Source organism: Curtobacterium aurantiacum, assembly GCF_018598555.1.
Taxonomy (GTDB): Bacteria; Actinomycetota; Actinomycetes; order Actinomycetales; family Microbacteriaceae; genus Curtobacterium; species Curtobacterium aurantiacum.
Window position 1 is genome coordinate 33,674 of record NZ_JAHEWN010000010.1, and the last position, 16,049, is coordinate 49,722.

The window sequence follows — 16,049 nt, forward strand, 5'->3', positions numbered from 1 at the left end:
CGCTGGCCCACCACCGATCGGAACCGTCATGGACCTGTCCACCCTGCCCCTCGTCGGCCCGCTGCTGCACGGCGGCGCGGACCTCGTCGCCGCCCTCACCGCGGCGCTCTCCCCCGTCGCCGGCTCGTTCGCCGCGGCGATCGCCGTCGTGCTCCTCACCCTGGCTGTCCGCCTGGTGCTCGTCCCGCTGTCCGTGCTGCAGGTGCGGGCCGAGCGCGACCGTCGGCGCCTCGCACCACAGCTCGCGGCGCTGCGGAAGCGGTACGGCCGCGACACCCAGCGCCTGCAGCGGGCGATGCAGCAGCTCTACACCGACGAGAAGGTCTCGCCGCTGGCCGGCTGCCTGCCCGTCCTCGCGCAGGCACCCGTCGTGTCGCTCGTCTACGCCCTGTTCACGCAGGCCTCGATCGGCGGCACCGCGAACGCGCTGCTCGAGGCGACGCTCGTCGGCGTGCCGCTCGGCCACTCGCTGTTCGTCACGCTCACGTCGCCGCTGTGGGCCCACGCCTGGGTGGTGCTGCTCCTGCTGGCGGTGCTCGCCGTCGTCGTCGAGCTCAGCCGCCGGTCGAACGCGCGCTGGAACCCGGTGCCGTCCCCGGAGCCGGGCGTTCCCGGGGCCGCCGCGACCGCGGCGATCGGTCGGTACGTGCCGTTCGTCACGGTCGTGTTCGCGGCGATCGCGCCGCTCGCCGCCGCACTGTACGTCGTGACGAGTGCGGCCTGGACGTACGGCGAACGCGCCGTGCTGCGCCGCGTGGTCCGCTAGCCGCCCTGGCCCTCCTGCTGCGGGCCCTGGTCGACCGGGTCGTACTCGGTGCCGCGACCCTGCTCTTCGTCGGCGGTCGGCACGTGGCGTTCGGTCCCGGCGCCGCCGGGGCTCGTCGCGACGTAGTCGGCCTCGCCGGACTGGGTGTCGTGGCTCAGCGGCTCGAGGGTGTCGGCGTCGGGGTCGTGCTGCGGCATGGGGTCGGTGCTCATGCACCACGCCTACTCCCCCGTTCTGGGTGCGCGCGCACGGGTGCGCCGGTGCACGATGGACGGGTCCACGCGACCGGCAGAGCGGGAGTGCGCATGGCCCACGACGACGTGGCAGCGGAACGGGACCGGCTCGAGGCCGTCGCCTGGGGAGCAGGATCGAGCCCGGCGGACGCGGCGCGCGCCCGGATCGCGCTGCAGGACCTGGAACGCGGGCGGCGGTCGCGCGTGCGTGCGGTCGTGACGGCGCGGGATCCACTGCCGGGAGGCCCGGGTCCGGTCCGCACGTCCGTCCCGTCCGCGACGCGATCGGGTCCAGAGCCGGTGCCGGTGTCGGTGCCCGTGTCCTCGCCGGCTGACGCGGCGGTCCTGTCCTTGCCCGCCAGCGCGGCGGCGGTGCCTGCCGAAGCCGACGTGCCGGAGGGGACCGACGGCGGTGGGGGCGACCACGTGGACGACGCGCGCGGCGACGGCGGGGATGCGCCGGGCCTCCAGGCCGTGCCGACCGGACGGTCCCGGTGGCGACAGTGGCTGTGGACGGAGCGGCCACGCGCCTGGATCGCCGGCGGTGCCGCCGCAGCGGTGGGTGTGGCGTTCGCGGCCGGGACGCTCGTCGGCACCGCGCAGCCCGACGTCGCCGCAGCGCCGAGTGTCACGCCGACGGCGGGGACCGTGACGCTCGAGCAGCTGCTCGACGTCCCGCAGACGTACGCCGACCAGCTGCCGGGGCCGGTCGCGGCACCGGTGAGCCTGCACACGACGCGACTGGTCTTCACGAACCGGGCACTCGACGGTGGGACCGCCGAGACGCCGTGGAACGTCTGGGCCGGCGTCGGGACGGACCGGTCGACGATCTGCCTGGTGGCGACGGCGGACCGGATCGAGTCGTCGACGGCGTGCTTCCCGCGGCAGGACGCGCTGCACGGATCGGTGTCGATGTCGGCGCAGTCCAGGAGCGGCACGCTCACGATCGAGCTGCGAGGCGGCGGGGTACAGGGCCGGGTGACGAACGAGTACTGAGTGGCGGTCCGGCACCTGAGTGTTTCGTTGGAGCGCTCCGATGTATCTGCCGGATGCCCTCGCGAGAGTCGTTCCATCGTGCAACACTGGATGAGCGCACTCGTCGTGGAGTCGTACCCACATCATCCACATCCGCCAGCGAGCGCGCCCCGCAGACCCTCCCGGTCACCGCCGTCAGAACGAACGGCATCGTCGCGCGCTCCACCGTGCCTCGGAGGAGGTCAGCAGCGTGTCCACCAACACCACCACCTCGGCCGTGTCGACCCACACGCGGCCGATCACCGTCACCAGTCAGTCCATCGTCGGCATCGCCGTGCTCGGGCTGGCCACGTTCTTCGCCATCACCACCGAGCTCATGCCCGTCGGGCTGCTCGGCACGATGAGCGCCGACCTCGGCGTGACCGAGGCCACCATGGGCATCGTCATCACCGTGTACGCCGCGGCCGTCGCGCTCCTCGCGCTGCCGCTCACCGCGTTCACCGCGAAGCTGCCCCGCAAGACCGTGCTCGTCGCCACGCTCGTCGGCTACACCGTGTCGAACCTGATGGTCGCGCTCGCGCCGTCGTTCGCCGTGGTCTGCGCCGGACGCGTCGTCGGCGGCATCGCGCACGCACTGTTCTTCTCGGTCGCCTCGGCGTACGCCACCCGGATCGTGCCACCGCGGCTGGCGGGACGGGCGATCGCGTTCGTGTACTCGGGCAGCTCGCTCGGGTTCGTGCTCGGCGTGCCCGTCGCGACCTGGGTGGCGCAGCACATCGGCTGGCGCCAGGCGGTCTTCTCCGTCGGGATCGCCGCAGCAGCACTCGCGGTCGTCGCCCTGCTGTTCCTGCCCGCCGTCCGCGGAGCCTCGTCGCCGCACATCGGGTCGCCGAAGGCCTGGGCGCGCACCGGACTGCTGTCCGTCGTGATCGCCGACATGCTCCTGTTCGGCGGCCACTACGTCGTCTACACCTACATCGGGCCGTACTCCATCGACGCCGGGCTCGACGCCGGCATGGTGAGCGGGGCGCTGCTCGTGCTCGGCGGCACCGGCGTCGTCGGGCTCTGGCTCGCCGGCATGTTCGTCGACCGAGCACCCCGGCAGACCCTGATCGCCTCGGTCGCGGTGATGGCCGTGGCCTTCGCGACGATGCCGTTCGTGCACGGCTCGCTGATGGGCACGATGGTCGTCGCAGGCGTCTGGATGGCGGCGAACGGCACCACCGGCACGCTCTTCATGGCCGCGGCGATCCGGGCCGGGGGCGTCTCCCCCGACATCGCCGGTGCGCTCGTCAACGGGGCGTCGAACATCGGCATCGCCGGTGGTGCGGCGTTCGGCGGGCAGGCGCTCGGGATCGTCGGGCTGCAGTACCTGCCGTTCGCCGGGGCCGCGGTGCTCGTCGGGGCGCTCGGGGTCGTCGTGATGGCGCGTCGTGGGTTCCCGGTGCACTCGCACACGCAGGAGCACCTGTCGACCTCGTCGATCGAGGCGATCACGTCGTCGCTCGCCGTCGTCACCACGTCGGTGCCGGTGGTCGGGCGGGCGATCCAGACGATGACCGGGTCGATCGGCGTCGTGACCGGTTCGGTGCGGCGGCCGCGGACGCGGTAGGGGCGGGCGCGGGCGCGCGCTTCGGCCCGGGCTCGGTCGCCGAGCGGTCACGACATGCCGTTGGCGTGGTGTCGGGGTCGCACGAAGTGTCGGCTGGAGGCCCGTCGGACGACAGTTCGTGCCCCCTCGACGAACACGAGCGGCGCGTCAGGACCCGCCAGCACCGCAGCCGAGCGCGACGAGGGCGTCGATCGCCGCGACCTGCCCGGCCACCACGAGCTCCCGCGCCTCGTCGAGGCCGAACCACCGTGCGTCGTCCACCTCGGGCACCTCGACGAACCGCGCCGACCCACGCGGCAGCTCGAGGCGAACGGTGTTGCTCCGCACCGTGTCGACCGAGAACCCTGACGCCTCGGCCGCGAAGACCCGCACGCGCTTGCCTGACGCCTGACGGAATTCCCCCAGGTCGGTCAGGTCCGCGGCGGTCACCGGGGCGGGCACGCCGATCTCCTCGGCGAACTCGCGCAGCGCGGTGCCGAGCGGCTCCTCGCCCGCCTCGACCAGCCCCTTCGGGATCGACCAGGCACGCGGTCTGTTCCGCCAGAACGGTCCGCCCATGTGCGCGAGGAAGACCTCCGGCCCGGACGGACCGGCCCGGTGCAGCAACAGTCCGGCGCTCACGACCACGTCCCGAGACTACGCAGGACCGGCCGGGAGGCCCGGATCACCACAGACGCACCGCGCACCACCCGACGGGCCCGGTTCCACCGCCGGTTCCCCACACCCACCCCGGGAGTACCGTGTGGCGCACGGAGCGCCGTGTGACGCCCCCGGAGGACCTGCGATGGAGGAGGCCGATCGGGATGGACGAACGATGGACGACGGTGACGCTTGCCGCGGACGCCGCGATGCCGCACGACGAGGCGCTGCGGTGGATCGCTGCCCGCGCGGGCAGCGGGATCGAGCGGATCCGGATCATCGGTGCCGACCCGGCGATCGAGGGTCCCGGGCCGGTGGCCGACCGCCTGGCCGAAGCCGCTCGCGCCGCCCTGCCCGCAGCCACCGTCGAGGTGCACCGGCATGCCGGGCCGTTCGCCAGCGCCCTGGTCGAGGAGTCGGACGGCGGTGACGTCCTGGTCATCGGGACCTTCCGCAGCCGACGGGGCTCCACCGCCGGTGGGGATCCCGCACGGGTGGCGGTCCGCGCCGCCGTGCCGACCGTGATCGTGCCGGAGGGACCGCACCCGATCGACGGCGACGTCGTGCTGGCCGTCGAGGAGCCGGTCGACGAACGGGCCGTGTCGATCGCCGTCGCCGAGGCTGTCCGGATGCGCCGACGTCTCACGCTCCTCCGGGCCTGGGAGATGCCGGTGCTGACCCGGACCGGGCTCACCGACTTCGCCGAGGACCCCCTGCGGTGGCGTACCCGGAACGCCGAGCTGCTCCAGCGCGTCACCGACGACTTGACGGCGCGGTACCCGACGCTGCGGATCCGGCCGCTGCTCGTCGAGGGGCACCCCGGGCACGCCATCGCGTCGCGCACCCGTCGGGCCTCGCTCGTCGTGCTCGGGCGCGGGCACGTGCGGGTGCTGTCCGGCGCACTGCTGCACGACGTCGTGCGGGAGACCGCGGCGCCGGTCTGCGTCGTCCCGCCGGCGGCCCACACGGACAGCGCGGGGTCCGAACGGGTCAGCCGGCGAGTTCCCGGATCGCGTCGGCCATCTGGTCGGTGAGGTACGCGACGCCGCGGCCGTTCGGGTGCAGGGCGCCGGCCTCCAGGTCGATGCGTCGCAGGTCTCTCGAGCCGGAGAGACTCACCCCGGCGACGTAGCGCTCGTCGGCATCGGCGCAGGCGGAGTGGGCCTCGGTGCGTTCGAGCACGTCGACGAACCGCACCCCGGCGGCGTCCGCGGCGGAGGCGGACACGGCGTCGAGCTCCTCCTGCACACCGTGCAGGTACTCGACGTCGTCGTCGGTGAAGGGGAAGGTGTCCTCCGGGAACGAGCCGGCGAGCGTGCCGAGGTCGAGCGCCGAGCGGAAGCAGCCCTCCGCCGGCGTGTGGTCGGCGTCCGGGAAGATCGCCGGGTACCCGAGGAACACCACGACGGCGTTCGGTGCGGCGCGCTGCACGGCTGCGAGGGTGTCGGCGATCCCGAGCGCGACCCGCGACTGGATCTTCGCGCTGAGCTGATCTTCACCGTCCTGCACGAGTGTGCTCTCGCACGACGGCGCGTCACGGCCCGAGAACACCGGACCGTCCGCCGAGATCGCGAGGCACGAGGCGGCCGTGCCGAACAGGTCCGCGTCGTTGCCACCGATCGTCAGGGTCACGAGCCGGGTGCGCGAGGACAGCGACTGGATCTGCGGTGGGACGCCCGTGAACTGGTGTCCGGTCGTGACGTCCGCGCTGGTGGCGCCCGCGCACGTGACGTCGGTCAGGTCGAGGCCGAACCGGGCGGCGAGGCGGTGCGGGTAGTCGCGGGCCGACTGCACGCACGCGCTCGTGGGCAGCCGGGTCCGGTCGCCGAGGCCGTAGCCGGCGGAGTAGGAGTCGCCGAGGGCGACGTACTCGCTGCCCGGCGGGACGTCGGCGAGTGACTCGATCGGTTCGTCCGGCACCGGGTAGGGCTGCGGGACGGGCCACATCGGAGCAGCCGAAGCGGACGGCACCGGACCGGGGACCGCGACACCCGCCACCACCAGCCCGGCGACGGCGACCGCTGCCAGGGCGGCGAGCAGCGTCGTACGTGCGGTGCGGAGCAGTTGCGGCCTCCGGGCTGGTGTGGCGGGTCTGTCGGGTCGTTCGATGTGTCGGACGGGCTCAGCGGCGCCCGAGTCGGCGTTCGCCGCCGCTGCCGGTGCGGTACTCCAGGCCGTAGTGCTGGAACAGCACCGGCTCGGTGGCGGCGTCGAGCTCGCCGTCGGTGGAGATCGAGGGGGCGTCCTTCACGAGCTTCTTCGGGAACGCCACACGGAGGTGCTTCGGGGCCACGGTCGCGCCGAACAGCGGCACGAAGACGAGCTTCTGGAACCCGACCATCCCGGTCGTGAGGGCACCGAAGGCGGGCTCGGACGTGGCGGTGTCGTAGTAGATGCTCTCGAGCGTGCCGACCTTGTCGTCGGCCTCGTCGACGACCGGCAGACCGATCCAGTCACGGATGTTCGCGGCTTCGAACACGAAGGACTCCCTCCGAGCGTCCGGCAGGTCCGGGTGGCTCTCGGTCGACGCTACCGCCCGGCCGCCTGAGCGGTCACCCGGAGCTGGTCCACCGCGCCGAGCACGTCGTCCGCGGTCACGGCCAGGATCGCCGGGTCCGGGTCCTCGGCGAACACGTCGCCGCGACGGACCGAGGCGTCGGTGAGCACGATGTGCGGGCCGGTCGCCGGCGGGCCCCACGCCTCGGGCGGTGCCGGGCCGAACAGCACGACCGAGGGCACCCCGTAGGCGGTCGCCAGGTGCGCAGCGCCGGTGTCGACGGTGACGACGAGCCGCGCGGCGGCGATCACCGCGGCGAACGCCTGCAGGTCCAGGGTGCCGGCCAGCACCGCCTCCGGCGCCAGGCCGGCCGCGTCGGCGACGGCACGGGCGCGCACGACGTCGTCCGCGCCTCCCGTCAGGACCACGTGGGCACCGCGCGCTCGGAGTCCGCGCACCACGTCGGCGAAGCGGTCCGTCGGCCAGTGCCGCGCCCCGTGGAAGGCCCCCACGTGCACGACGGCCGCGTCGGCGACGACGGGCGGTGCCGCGGGTCGGTCGATGTGCACCTCGGTCGCGTCCGCCTCGATCCCGTGCCAGGTGAGCAGGTCGGCCCAGCGGTCCCGTTCGTGCACGTCGTCCGGCCACTCCGGACCCGCGTAGTCGTGCGTCGGGTCGGCGTGGCCGATCACCCGGCGGGGTGCGAGCGCGGCGACGAGGTCGGAGGACTCCGGACCGGCGCCGTGCAGGTTGACGGCGACGTCGACCGCTCCGTGCGGTGCCGCGATCGGGTGGTCGAGGCCGTGCTGGGCCAGGTGCACGTCCACCGACGGCACGAGCTCCACGACCGGCGCCAGCCACGCCGTGGTGGCGAGCGTGATCCGGTGGTCGGGGAACGCGCGGCGCAGCGCGTGCAGTGCGGGGACGGCGACGAGCAGGTCGCCGAGCTTGATGGCTCGGAGGACGAGCAGTTCCGGGCGTCCGTCGGCGTCGGGCAGGTTCTCGAGGGCGGTCACCGCCGCGACGGTAGACCCGACACGCTGGTGGCCCTGTCGGGACCGCGCTCCGCGGCTCTTCCTGGGGCGGTGCCCGGCGGCCGACCGGTAGTCACGGAGCATGGCCCTCGCTCCGGACCGCGTCATCCGCGGCCTGCTCCTCGACCGCGACGACACCCTCGTGGTGGACGTCCCCTACAACGCCGACCCGCACCTGGTCGTCCCCGTCCCCGGCGCCCGCCGCGCCGTGGAGCGTGCGCGGGCCGCCGGGCTCCGGCTCGGCGTCGTGACGAACCAGTCGGTGATCGCGAAGGGCATGGCCACACGGGAGCAGGTCGACGCCACGAACGCCCGGGTCGACGAGCTCGTCGGCCCGTTCGACGTCTGGTGCGTCTGCCCGCACGACGCGGGCGACGCCTGCGCCTGCCGGAAGCCGCGGCCCGGGATGGTGCTCGACGCCGCCGAGCGGCTCGGCATCCCGCCGGAGTCGATCGTCGTCGTCGGCGACATCGGGGCCGACGTGCAGGCCGCACGGAACGCCGGCGCCCAGGGCATCCTGGTGCCCACACCCCGCACGCGCACCGAGGAGGTCGACGCCGCGGAGACCGTCGCCGCCGACCTCGACGAGGCCGTCGCCCTCGTGCTCGAGCACGTCGGCAGCGCGGCGGACCGGGCGTGAGCGCCGGACGCCGCGTCCTCGTCGCCCGGCTCGACTCGTTCGGCGACGTCCTGGTCGCCGGACCCGCCGTGCGCGCGGTCGCCGCCGGCGCCGCGCACGTCACGATGCTGTGCGGGCCGCAGGGCGCGCCGGCTGCCGACCTGCTGCCCGGCATCGACCGGGTCCGGGTGTGGGCGGCGCCCTGGGTCACCGAGACCGCTCGCCCGATCGACGACGCCCTGCTCGCCGAGTTCCGTGCCCTGGTCGCCGAGGAGCGCCCCGACGAGGCCGTCGTCCTGACCTCCTTCCACCAGTCCCCCCTCCCCCTCGCGCTGCTCCTGCGCCTGGCCGGCGTCGCCCGCGTCTCCGGTGCCTCCGTCGACCACCCCGGGTCCCTGCTCGACGTGCGCCTGCGCCCCGGCGAGGACCTGCCGGAGGACCTCCCCGAGCCCGAGCGGGCGCTGCGGATCGCCGAGGCGGCCGGGTTCCGGCTGCCGCCGGACGACGACGGGAGGCTCGTGGTGCGCCACGACGCCGCCCTGCCCCCGTCCGTGGCCGCGCTCGACCGCTACGTGGTCGTGCACCCCGGAGCCAGCGTCCCGGCACGCTCGTGGCCGGAGTCGCACCACCGCGCGCTCGTCGCCGCCTACGCCGGACGCGGCGTCCCCGTCGTCGTCACGGGCTCCCCTGGCGAACGCACGCTCACCGCCGCCGTCGCCGGCGACACCGGCATCGACCTCGGCGGCCGGACCAGCCCCGCCGAGCTCGCCGCGGTGCTCGCCGGGGCCGAGGTCGTCGTGGTCGGCAACACCGGCCCGGCACACCTCGCCGCCGCCGTCGGGGCACCCGTCGTCAGCCTGTTCTCGCCCGTCGTCCCCGCCGTCAAGTGGGCGCCGTACGCCCCGCTCGTCGAACTGCTCGGCGACCAGTCCGCCCCGTGCCGTCTGAGCCGCGCCAGGGAGTGCCCCGTGCCCGGCCACCCGTGCCTGTCCGGAGTGCGCATCGAGGACGTCCTGGCCGCCCACGAACGGCTCCTCGACCGCGTTTCGCGGATGGACCAGAGAAGTCTGCGGGGAGGCCCAGAAGGCGCTGCGTAGCGTGCGCCACTGCTTCTCCTGCTCCTTCTCCTGCTGCTCCGGCAGCGGCGGGGAGCGACCCCATCGACACCGACCGGAAGGCCCTGCATGCGGATCCTCGTGTGGCACGTGCACGGCGGCTGGATGGACGCCTTCGTCCGCGGCCCGCACGAGTACCTCATCCCGACCACCCCGGCGCGCGACGCCTGGGGACTCGGCCGCGGCGGGCGCGACTGGCCCGACCGAGCGATCGAGATCGACCCGGCGGACGTCGCCGAGGCCGAGGTCGACGTGGTCGTCCTGCAGCGCACCGAGGAGCTCGAGGAAGCCCGCAGACTGCTCGGCGGCCGAGACGTCCCGATCGTCTTCGTCGAGCACAACGCACCCCGGGTCGACGTGCCGAACAGCCTGCACCCGATGCGCGACCGCGACGACCTGACGATCGCGCACGTGACGCACTGGAACGCCCTCATGTGGGACTGCGGCACCACCCGCACCACCGTCGTCGAACACGGCGTCGTCGACCCCGGCCCGCTGTACACGGGTGCGCTCGAGCGCCTCGGCGTCGTCATCAACGAACCCGTCCGACGGAACCGCGTCGTCGGCACCGACCTGCTCCCCCGCTTCGCCGAGGTCGCCCCGGTCGACGTCTGGGGCATCGGCACCGAACGCCTGCCGGAGCTCGGGTTCGGCGACCGCGTCGTCGCCCAGGGTGACGTCAAGGCCGACCCGATGCACGCGGCGCTCGCCGAACGGCGGGCCTACGTGCACCCGAACCGCTGGACCTCGCTCGGGCTGTCGCTCATCGAGTCGATGCACATGGCCATGCCGGTGCTCGTGCTCGCGACGACGGACGCGGCCCGCACGGTGCCCGGTGAGGCCGGCGCCATCGCGACCGACGTCGAGGACCTGGTCCGGGCCTCCAGGACCCTGATCGAGGACCCGGAGGAGGCGCGCCGACGGGGCCTCGTGGCACGCGAAGCCGTGCTCGCACGGCACGCGCTCGGCCGGTTCCTCGCCGACTGGGACGACCTGCTCGACGACGCCGTCGCGCGCGGTGCGCGACGGAACCGTGCGGCGGGAGCCGCGCTCGAAGGGAGCCTGCGATGAAGATCGCCATGGTGTCCGAACACGCGAGCCCGCTCGCGGTGCTCGGCGGGGTCGACGCCGGTGGACAGAACGTCCACGTCGCCGAACTGTCCGGTGCGTTGGCCGACCGCGGCCACCACGTGACCGTCTACACGCGGCGCGACGACGCGTCGCAGCCGGTGCGGGTGCCCCTGCGACCCGGTGTGGACGTCGTGCACGTCGACGCCGGTCCCGCACGCTCCGTGCCGAAGGACGAACTGTTCCCGTTCATGGGGACGTTCGCCTCGGTGCTCGCCGCCGAGTGGTTCCTCGACCGCCCCGACGTGGTGCACGCGCACTTCTGGATGTCCGGCCACGCCGCGCTCGACGCCGTGAGCCAGGTGCAGGCCCGGACCGGTGGCGTCCGGATCCCGGTCGTGCAGACCTTCCACGCCCTCGGCGTCGTGAAGCGCCGGCACCAGGGGGCCGCGGACACCAGCCCGGCCGAGCGCGAGTGGGTCGAACCCGCCGCCGGTCGGAGCGTCGACCAGGTCGTCGCCACGTGCTCCGACGAGGCGTTCGAGCTCAAGGCGCTGGGCGTCCCGCTGCACCGCATCTCCGTGGTGCCGTGCGGTGTCGACGTCTCGCTCTTCCGACCGGACGGCCCCGTCGAACAGCGCGACCGCCCGCTCCGGGTGCTCACCGCGTCGCGCCTCGTGCAGCGGAAGGGCGTCGGGACGACGATCGCGGCGCTCGCGGCCCTGGTCGGACAGGGCCGCGACGTCGAGCTCGTCGTGGTGGGCGGTGCTGGTGTCGCCGGTGCCGACCTGGTGGACGACCCCGAGTACCAGCGGCTCGACGCCCTGGCGCGGTCCCTCGGGGTGCGCGACCACGTGACCTTCCGCGGGCAGCTCGGCCAGCACGACATGCCGGCGGTCTACCGCAGCGCCGACGTCGTCGTCTGCGCCCCCTGGTACGAGCCGTTCGGCATCGTGCCGCTCGAGGCGATGGCGTGCGGTCGACCGGTGGTCGCGTCGAGTGTCGGCGGGCTCATCGACACCGTCGTCGAGGACGCCACCGGCCTGCACGTGCCGCCGCGCGACGAGACCGCGGTCGCCGATGCCGTCGGCGCCCTGCTCGACGACCCGGAGCGCCGCGAGGCGTACGGCCGGGCCGGGCGGAAGCGCGCCGAGTCCCGCTACACGTGGCAGAAGGTCGCCGCCGACAGCGAGCGCGTCTACGAGCGGCTGCTCGCCGGCGCGACGTCGTCCGCCAGCACGACCGGGCCCGCCGCCGGCCGCTCGCGCACCACCCACGCCGGCCGGGTCGCCCGCGCCGCACAGTCGACGGAGAGGACCGCACGATGACCATCGACCAGCAGACCGGACTCGAGGAACGCGCCGTCACCGACAGTGCCCGCATCGTCGTCGACCACGTCGCGGCGTCGGTCCCCGTGATCGCATCCCTCGTCGACCACCGGGACCACATCGCCGCGTGGGCGGACGACATCGCGGCGCGGCTCGTCGCGGGGCGCCGTCTGCTCGCCGCGGGCAACGGCGGATCGGCTGCTGAGGCCCAGCACCTGACGTCGGAGCTCACCGGGCGCTTCGAGGGCGACCGCCCCGCGTACTCGGCGATCGCGCTGCACGCGGAGACCTCGGCCGTGACCGCGATCGGGAACGACTACGGCTACGACCAGGTGTTCGCGCGCCAGGTCTCGGCACACGCCCGCGCCGGGGACGTCGTCGTGCTGCTGTCGACGAGCGGCAAGAGCCCGAACCTGCTCCGTGCAGCCGAGGCCGCGCGGGCCGTCGGTGCCCGTTCGCTCGCCTTGACCGGATCCGGCCCGAACCCGCTCGCCGACCTGGTCGACGACGCGATCTGCATCGAGGGGCCGTCCGCCAACGTGCAGGAGGCGCAGCTCGTCCTGGTGCACGCCCTGTGCAAGGCGATGGAGCCGACGCTGCGTCGCGGAGGGCGTCGATGAGCGGGGCCGCCGCGGGTCCGCGTCCCGGCGCCGCTACCGCTCCGCGTTCCGGTGCTGCCGCCGGCCGCGTCACTGCTCCGCGCTTCCGCATCGCCGTCGTCGGGGACACCCTGCTCGACGTCGACGTCTCCGGCACGAGCGAGCGCCTGAGCCCGGACGCACCCGTGCCCGTGGTCGACGTGGCCACCGACGACCGCCGTGCCGGCGGTGCTGGTCTCGTCGCGACGATGCTCTCCCGTGACGGTCACGACGTCACCCTGGTCACCGTCCTGAGCGACGACGGCCGTGCGCAGGAGATCCGCGACCTGCTCCCCGGCGTCACGGTCGTCGCCGGGCCCTCGGGCGTGCCCACCCCCGTGAAGACCCGGGTGCGCGTCGTCGACCACGCCCTCGTCCGCATCGACGAGGGCTGCGCGACCCCACCCGTGCCCGATGCCACCGAGGCGATGACCGCTGCTCTCGACGAGGTCGACGCGATCGTCGTCGCCGACTACGGCCGCGGGGTCGCCGCAGCCCCCGCCCTCCGCGACGCGATCGCGCGCGCTGCCGAGCGCCTGCCGGTCGTGTGGGACCCGCACCCCAAGGGCGCCGCCCCGGTGCCGGGCATCACCGTCGCCACCCCGAACGCGGCCGAGGCCCGGCGCTTCACCGACGTCGAGGGCCACGGTGTGCCCTTCGCCACCGTCGCCGCAGCGCAGCTCGTCGAGCAGTGGCAGGCCGGCGCGGTCGCCGTGACCATGGGTGACCGCGGAGCGCTCCTCGCCGACGCGCAGGGCGACAGCCGCTTCGTGCCGGCACCGTCCGTCAGCGCCGGGGACCCCTGCGGAGCCGGCGACCGGCTCGCAGCCGGAGTCGCCGTGGCGCTGGCCTCGGGGGCGGACGTCCCGGACGCCGTCTCCGCCGGGGTGGTCGCCGCGTCCGAGTACCTGGCCGCCGGTGGCGTCACCGCGCTCTTCGCCGACGACGGTCCCGCGCCGCTCGCCGTGCCCGGGGCCGACCGCGACGCCATGCGCCTGGTGCACGACGTCCGGAGCGCCGGCGGCACCGTCGTCGCGACCGGAGGCTGCTTCGACCTGCTGCACGCCGGGCACGCCCGCACCCTGTCGGCCGCCCGTGCCCTCGGCGACTGCCTGGTCGTTTGCCTCAACTCGGACTCGTCCGTCCGCGGGCTCAAGGGCCCCGACCGGCCGATCATGACCCAGGACGACCGGGTCGAGCTGCTGCTCGCCCTGGACTGCGTCGACGCCGTCGTGGTGTTCGACGAGTCCACCCCCGACGAGGCCCTGCGCCGCTTCCGCCCGGACGTCTGGGCCAAGGGCGGCGACTACACCGCGAGCGAGCTGCCCGAGACGGCGACGCTCGCCGAGTGGGGTGGCCGCGTCGTCACCGTGCCGTTCCACCCGGGTCGGTCCACCACCCGGCTCGCCGCCGCGATCGCACGCGTCGGCTGAGCGTCCGCTCGCCTGCCCACACCTGCTCGACCACTTCCCGCACCACTACGCAAAGGACATCCATGCCCGTCCCCACCACCCCCATCGGCCGCGTCCTCGTCACCGGCGGCGCCTCCGGACTCGGCGCAGCCGTCGTCGCTGCCGTCACCGAGGCCGGCGGTACCCCGATCGTCCTCGACCTGCGGATCGACGCCGTCCCCGAGGGCGTCGACGCCGTCGCCGTGGACGTCTCGGACACCGACGCCGTCGAGCAGGCTGTCCGTGACGCCGCCGAGCGTCACGGTGGCCTCGACGCCGTCGTCACCGCCGCGGGCATCGACACCCCCGCCCCCATCGACGCGATCTCCTCCGGCAAGTGGGAGCAGATCGTCGGCGTCAACCTGATCGGCACCGCCTCGACCGTGCGCGCCGCCCTGCCCGCCCTCGAGGCCACGCACGGCCGCGTCGTCACCATCTCCTCGTCGCTCGCCCTGCGCGGCGTCGGCGACGGCACCGCGTACTCCGCGTCGAAGTTCGGGGTCCGCGGGTTCTCGCAGGCGCTGGCCGCCGAGACCGCCGGTCGCATCGGGGTCACGAACATCATCCCCGCCGGCATGCGCACCAACTTCTTCGCGGACCGCACCGAGCAGTACAAGCCGGGCCCGGACGCCCAGCTGATCGAGCCGGAGTACGTCGCGAACTCGATCATCTTCGCGCTCTCGCAGCCGTCCGGCTGCGAGATCCGCGAGCTGTCGATCATGCCGGCGACGGAGCCGAGCTGGCCGTAGCCGCTCGCCGCTGACGGACGGGAGGCGCGGTGCCGGCTGGCACCGCGCCTCCCGTGTGTGCGTGTGCCGTGCACGGTGCGCGGTGCGTCGCCTGGTGCAGCGTTGACGGCTGGGTGCGCGCTTCCAGCGCCGCACGCAGCGGGCAACCGCGCACGGGGTGACGGCGTGCGCACGAGACCGAAGCTCGCACGGTGCGAGGCTCGTCAGGTCGTGCGGAGCAGGTCCTCGACGTCGGCGAGGACGGCCTCGGGCTCGACCTGGTCCACGTAGGAGGGGTCGTGCTCGCAGCGCTGGGCGGTCCAGCCGACCTGGGTGACGTCCGCACCGCAGACCGGGCACCGCGTCACGAAGGACAGGTGCACCCGGTGCCGGCCGCGGTCGAAGGGGCCGGCGTTGATGACGTTGCCGAACCAGAACACGCCCACGGTCGGGGTGCCGACGGCCACGGCGAGGTGCCGCGGGCCGGAGTCGTCGCCGACCATGACGTCGGCCGCGGCGAGGACCTCGGGGAGTTCGCGGAGCGGCAGCGCCGCGGTCAGGTCGTGGACCCGGTCGCGCAGCGCCGTCGGCAGCGCCGCGACGATGGCGGATGATGCCGGGACGTCCGTCGCGTCCCCCACGAGCACGACGTCGTCGCCGGCCTCGAGCCGGGCACGGGCGACCTCGGCGAAGCGCGAGGGGCTCCAGCGTCGACGGGGGTCGGTGGCGCCGGGGTGGATCGCGACGAGTCGACCCTCGACACCGAGGCGCTGTCGGACCCCGGCCCGAGCGGCCTCGGACACGTGCAGTCGGGGGTCGAGGGTGACCGGTTCGGCGCCGGCGAGCGAGGCCACCTCGAGCGCCCGGACGACCTCGTGCTGGTAGTAGACGTAGCGGACCCAGCGCTCCAGGACCTCGGCGTCCTCGGTCGCGGTCCCGACGGTGTGGCGGGCGCCGAGCCGGAGCAGGAAGGGGTTGGAGTTCCGGCCGCCGCCGTGCACCTGCACCGCGAGGTCGAAGCGGCCGTGCAGCCGCTCGAAGAAGTCGTGTTCGCTCGGTGCACCGTCGCCCGACTCCCGAACGCCGGGCACGACGGGGAGCTCCTCGAAGGCGTGGACGGCATCGGTCCGGCCCTCGAGCACCGGGCGTGCCGACGGTGGGCCGAGCAGCGTGATCCGGGCGTCGGGGTACGCGGCGGCGAGGGCCTCGAACGCCGGGAGGGCGAACATCAGGTCGCCCAGTCCTCCGCCGCGGAGCACCGCGATCTCTCGGACATCGTCGAACCGTTCTCCGCCCACACCGATCTGTTGCACAGCTCCACGTCTACCGGTCGTACCCGGTCGGAC

Annotated in this window: 17 protein-coding genes; 11 read left to right on the forward strand and 6 right to left on the reverse strand. The window is 74.3% G+C overall.

Annotated elements, in window-relative coordinates; translation table 11 throughout:
* The first annotated feature begins 28 nt into the window (after window positions 1-28).
* Window positions 29-766 carry a YidC/Oxa1 family membrane protein insertase gene (locus KK087_RS10305; protein ID WP_214565038.1) on the forward strand — a complete coding sequence of 246 codons (738 nt, stop codon included), beginning with the start codon at window positions 29-31 and terminating at the stop codon, window positions 764-766.
* Here KK087_RS10305 and KK087_RS10310 read toward each other — a convergent pair.
* Window positions 763-978, reverse strand: coding sequence for a hypothetical protein (locus tag KK087_RS10310; protein ID WP_214530337.1), 216 nt, complete (start codon window positions 976-978; stop codon window positions 763-765). The two genes, KK087_RS10305 and KK087_RS10310, sit on opposite strands and share 4 nt — an antisense overlap.
* 447 nt (window positions 979-1,425) lie before the next feature.
* Here KK087_RS10310 and KK087_RS10315 point away from each other — a divergent pair, with 447 nt between their 5' ends.
* Together KK087_RS10315 and KK087_RS10320 are read left to right on the forward strand one after the other, a co-directional pair.
* Window positions 1,426-1,995 carry a hypothetical protein gene (locus KK087_RS10315; RefSeq protein ID WP_214565040.1) on the forward strand — a complete coding sequence of 190 codons (570 nt, stop codon included), beginning with the start codon at window positions 1,426-1,428 and terminating at the stop codon, window positions 1,993-1,995.
* Window positions 1,996-2,224: 229 nt separating this feature from the next.
* The gene (locus KK087_RS10320; RefSeq protein WP_214565042.1) at window positions 2,225-3,586 is read left to right on the forward strand and encodes an MFS transporter; all 1,362 of its coding nucleotides are present in this window, start codon (window positions 2,225-2,227) and stop codon (window positions 3,584-3,586) included.
* Between the two features lie 147 nt (window positions 3,587-3,733).
* Here KK087_RS10320 and KK087_RS10325 read toward each other — a convergent pair whose 3' ends face one another.
* Window positions 3,734-4,213, reverse strand: coding sequence for an NUDIX hydrolase (locus tag KK087_RS10325; protein WP_307858355.1), 480 nt, complete (start codon window positions 4,211-4,213; stop codon window positions 3,734-3,736).
* 176 nt (window positions 4,214-4,389) lie between these two features.
* On the opposite strand from KK087_RS10325, the gene KK087_RS10330 reads away from it, so the two are divergent.
* Window positions 4,390-5,259, forward strand: a complete 870-nt coding sequence (locus KK087_RS10330; protein WP_214565043.1) for a universal stress protein — start codon at window positions 4,390-4,392, stop codon at window positions 5,257-5,259.
* On the opposite strand, the gene KK087_RS10335 is transcribed toward KK087_RS10330, so the two are convergent.
* The 3 genes from KK087_RS10335 to KK087_RS10345 form a co-directional block, all read right to left on the reverse strand.
* Window positions 5,216-6,172, reverse strand: coding sequence for an SGNH/GDSL hydrolase family protein (locus KK087_RS10335; RefSeq protein ID WP_214565045.1), 957 nt, complete (start codon window positions 6,170-6,172; stop codon window positions 5,216-5,218). The genes KK087_RS10330 and KK087_RS10335 overlap by 44 nt on opposite strands.
* Window positions 6,173-6,347: 175 nt before the next feature.
* The gene (locus tag KK087_RS10340; RefSeq protein WP_214565047.1) at window positions 6,348-6,704 is read right to left on the reverse strand and encodes a PRC-barrel domain-containing protein; all 357 of its coding nucleotides are present in this window, start codon (window positions 6,702-6,704) and stop codon (window positions 6,348-6,350) included.
* Window positions 6,705-6,754: 50 nt separating this feature from the next.
* Window positions 6,755-7,738 carry a glycosyltransferase family 9 protein gene (locus KK087_RS10345; protein WP_214565049.1) on the reverse strand — a complete coding sequence of 328 codons (984 nt, stop codon included), beginning with the start codon at window positions 7,736-7,738 and terminating at the stop codon, window positions 6,755-6,757.
* A gap of 100 nt (window positions 7,739-7,838) precedes the next feature.
* On the opposite strand from KK087_RS10345, the gene KK087_RS10350 reads away from it, so the two are divergent.
* The 7 genes from KK087_RS10350 to KK087_RS10380 all read left to right on the forward strand — a co-directional run bounded on the left by KK087_RS10350 (window position 7,839) and on the right by KK087_RS10380 (window position 14,724).
* Entirely contained in the window at window positions 7,839-8,396 is a 558-nt protein-coding gene (locus KK087_RS10350; protein WP_214565052.1) for a D-glycero-alpha-D-manno-heptose-1,7-bisphosphate 7-phosphatase, read from the forward strand.
* A complete protein-coding gene (locus tag KK087_RS10355; protein WP_214565054.1) occupies window positions 8,393-9,472 on the forward strand; it encodes a glycosyltransferase family 9 protein in 1,080 nt (359 codons plus the stop codon). Before KK087_RS10350 ends, KK087_RS10355 begins: the two co-directional genes overlap by 4 nt.
* Before the next feature lie 87 nt (window positions 9,473-9,559).
* Complete coding sequence (locus KK087_RS10360) at window positions 9,560-10,561, forward strand: glycosyltransferase (protein ID WP_214544311.1); 1,002 nt, start codon at window positions 9,560-9,562, stop codon at window positions 10,559-10,561.
* Window positions 10,558-11,886: a glycosyltransferase gene (locus KK087_RS10365; protein WP_214565056.1), complete on the forward strand. Its 1,329-nt coding sequence runs from the start codon at window positions 10,558-10,560 to the stop codon at window positions 11,884-11,886. Before KK087_RS10360 ends, KK087_RS10365 begins: the two co-directional genes overlap by 4 nt.
* Window positions 11,883-12,506 (forward strand): D-sedoheptulose-7-phosphate isomerase, encoded by a 624-nt coding sequence (locus tag KK087_RS10370; RefSeq protein WP_214565058.1) that lies wholly within the window; start codon window positions 11,883-11,885, stop codon window positions 12,504-12,506. The genes KK087_RS10365 and KK087_RS10370 overlap by 4 nt, the downstream gene beginning before the upstream one ends.
* Window positions 12,503-13,957: a PfkB family carbohydrate kinase gene (locus KK087_RS10375; protein ID WP_250900999.1), complete on the forward strand. Its 1,455-nt coding sequence runs from the start codon at window positions 12,503-12,505 to the stop codon at window positions 13,955-13,957. The genes KK087_RS10370 and KK087_RS10375 overlap by 4 nt, the downstream gene beginning before the upstream one ends.
* A gap of 62 nt (window positions 13,958-14,019) precedes the next feature.
* Window positions 14,020-14,724: an SDR family oxidoreductase gene (locus KK087_RS10380; protein ID WP_214565060.1), complete on the forward strand. Its 705-nt coding sequence runs from the start codon at window positions 14,020-14,022 to the stop codon at window positions 14,722-14,724.
* A 203-nt stretch (window positions 14,725-14,927) separates the two neighbouring features.
* On the opposite strand, the gene KK087_RS10385 is transcribed toward KK087_RS10380, so the two are convergent.
* Window positions 14,928-15,932: a glycosyltransferase family 9 protein gene (locus tag KK087_RS10385; protein ID WP_250901000.1), complete on the reverse strand. Its 1,005-nt coding sequence runs from the start codon at window positions 15,930-15,932 to the stop codon at window positions 14,928-14,930.
* Window positions 15,933-16,049: the final 117 nt, after the last annotated feature.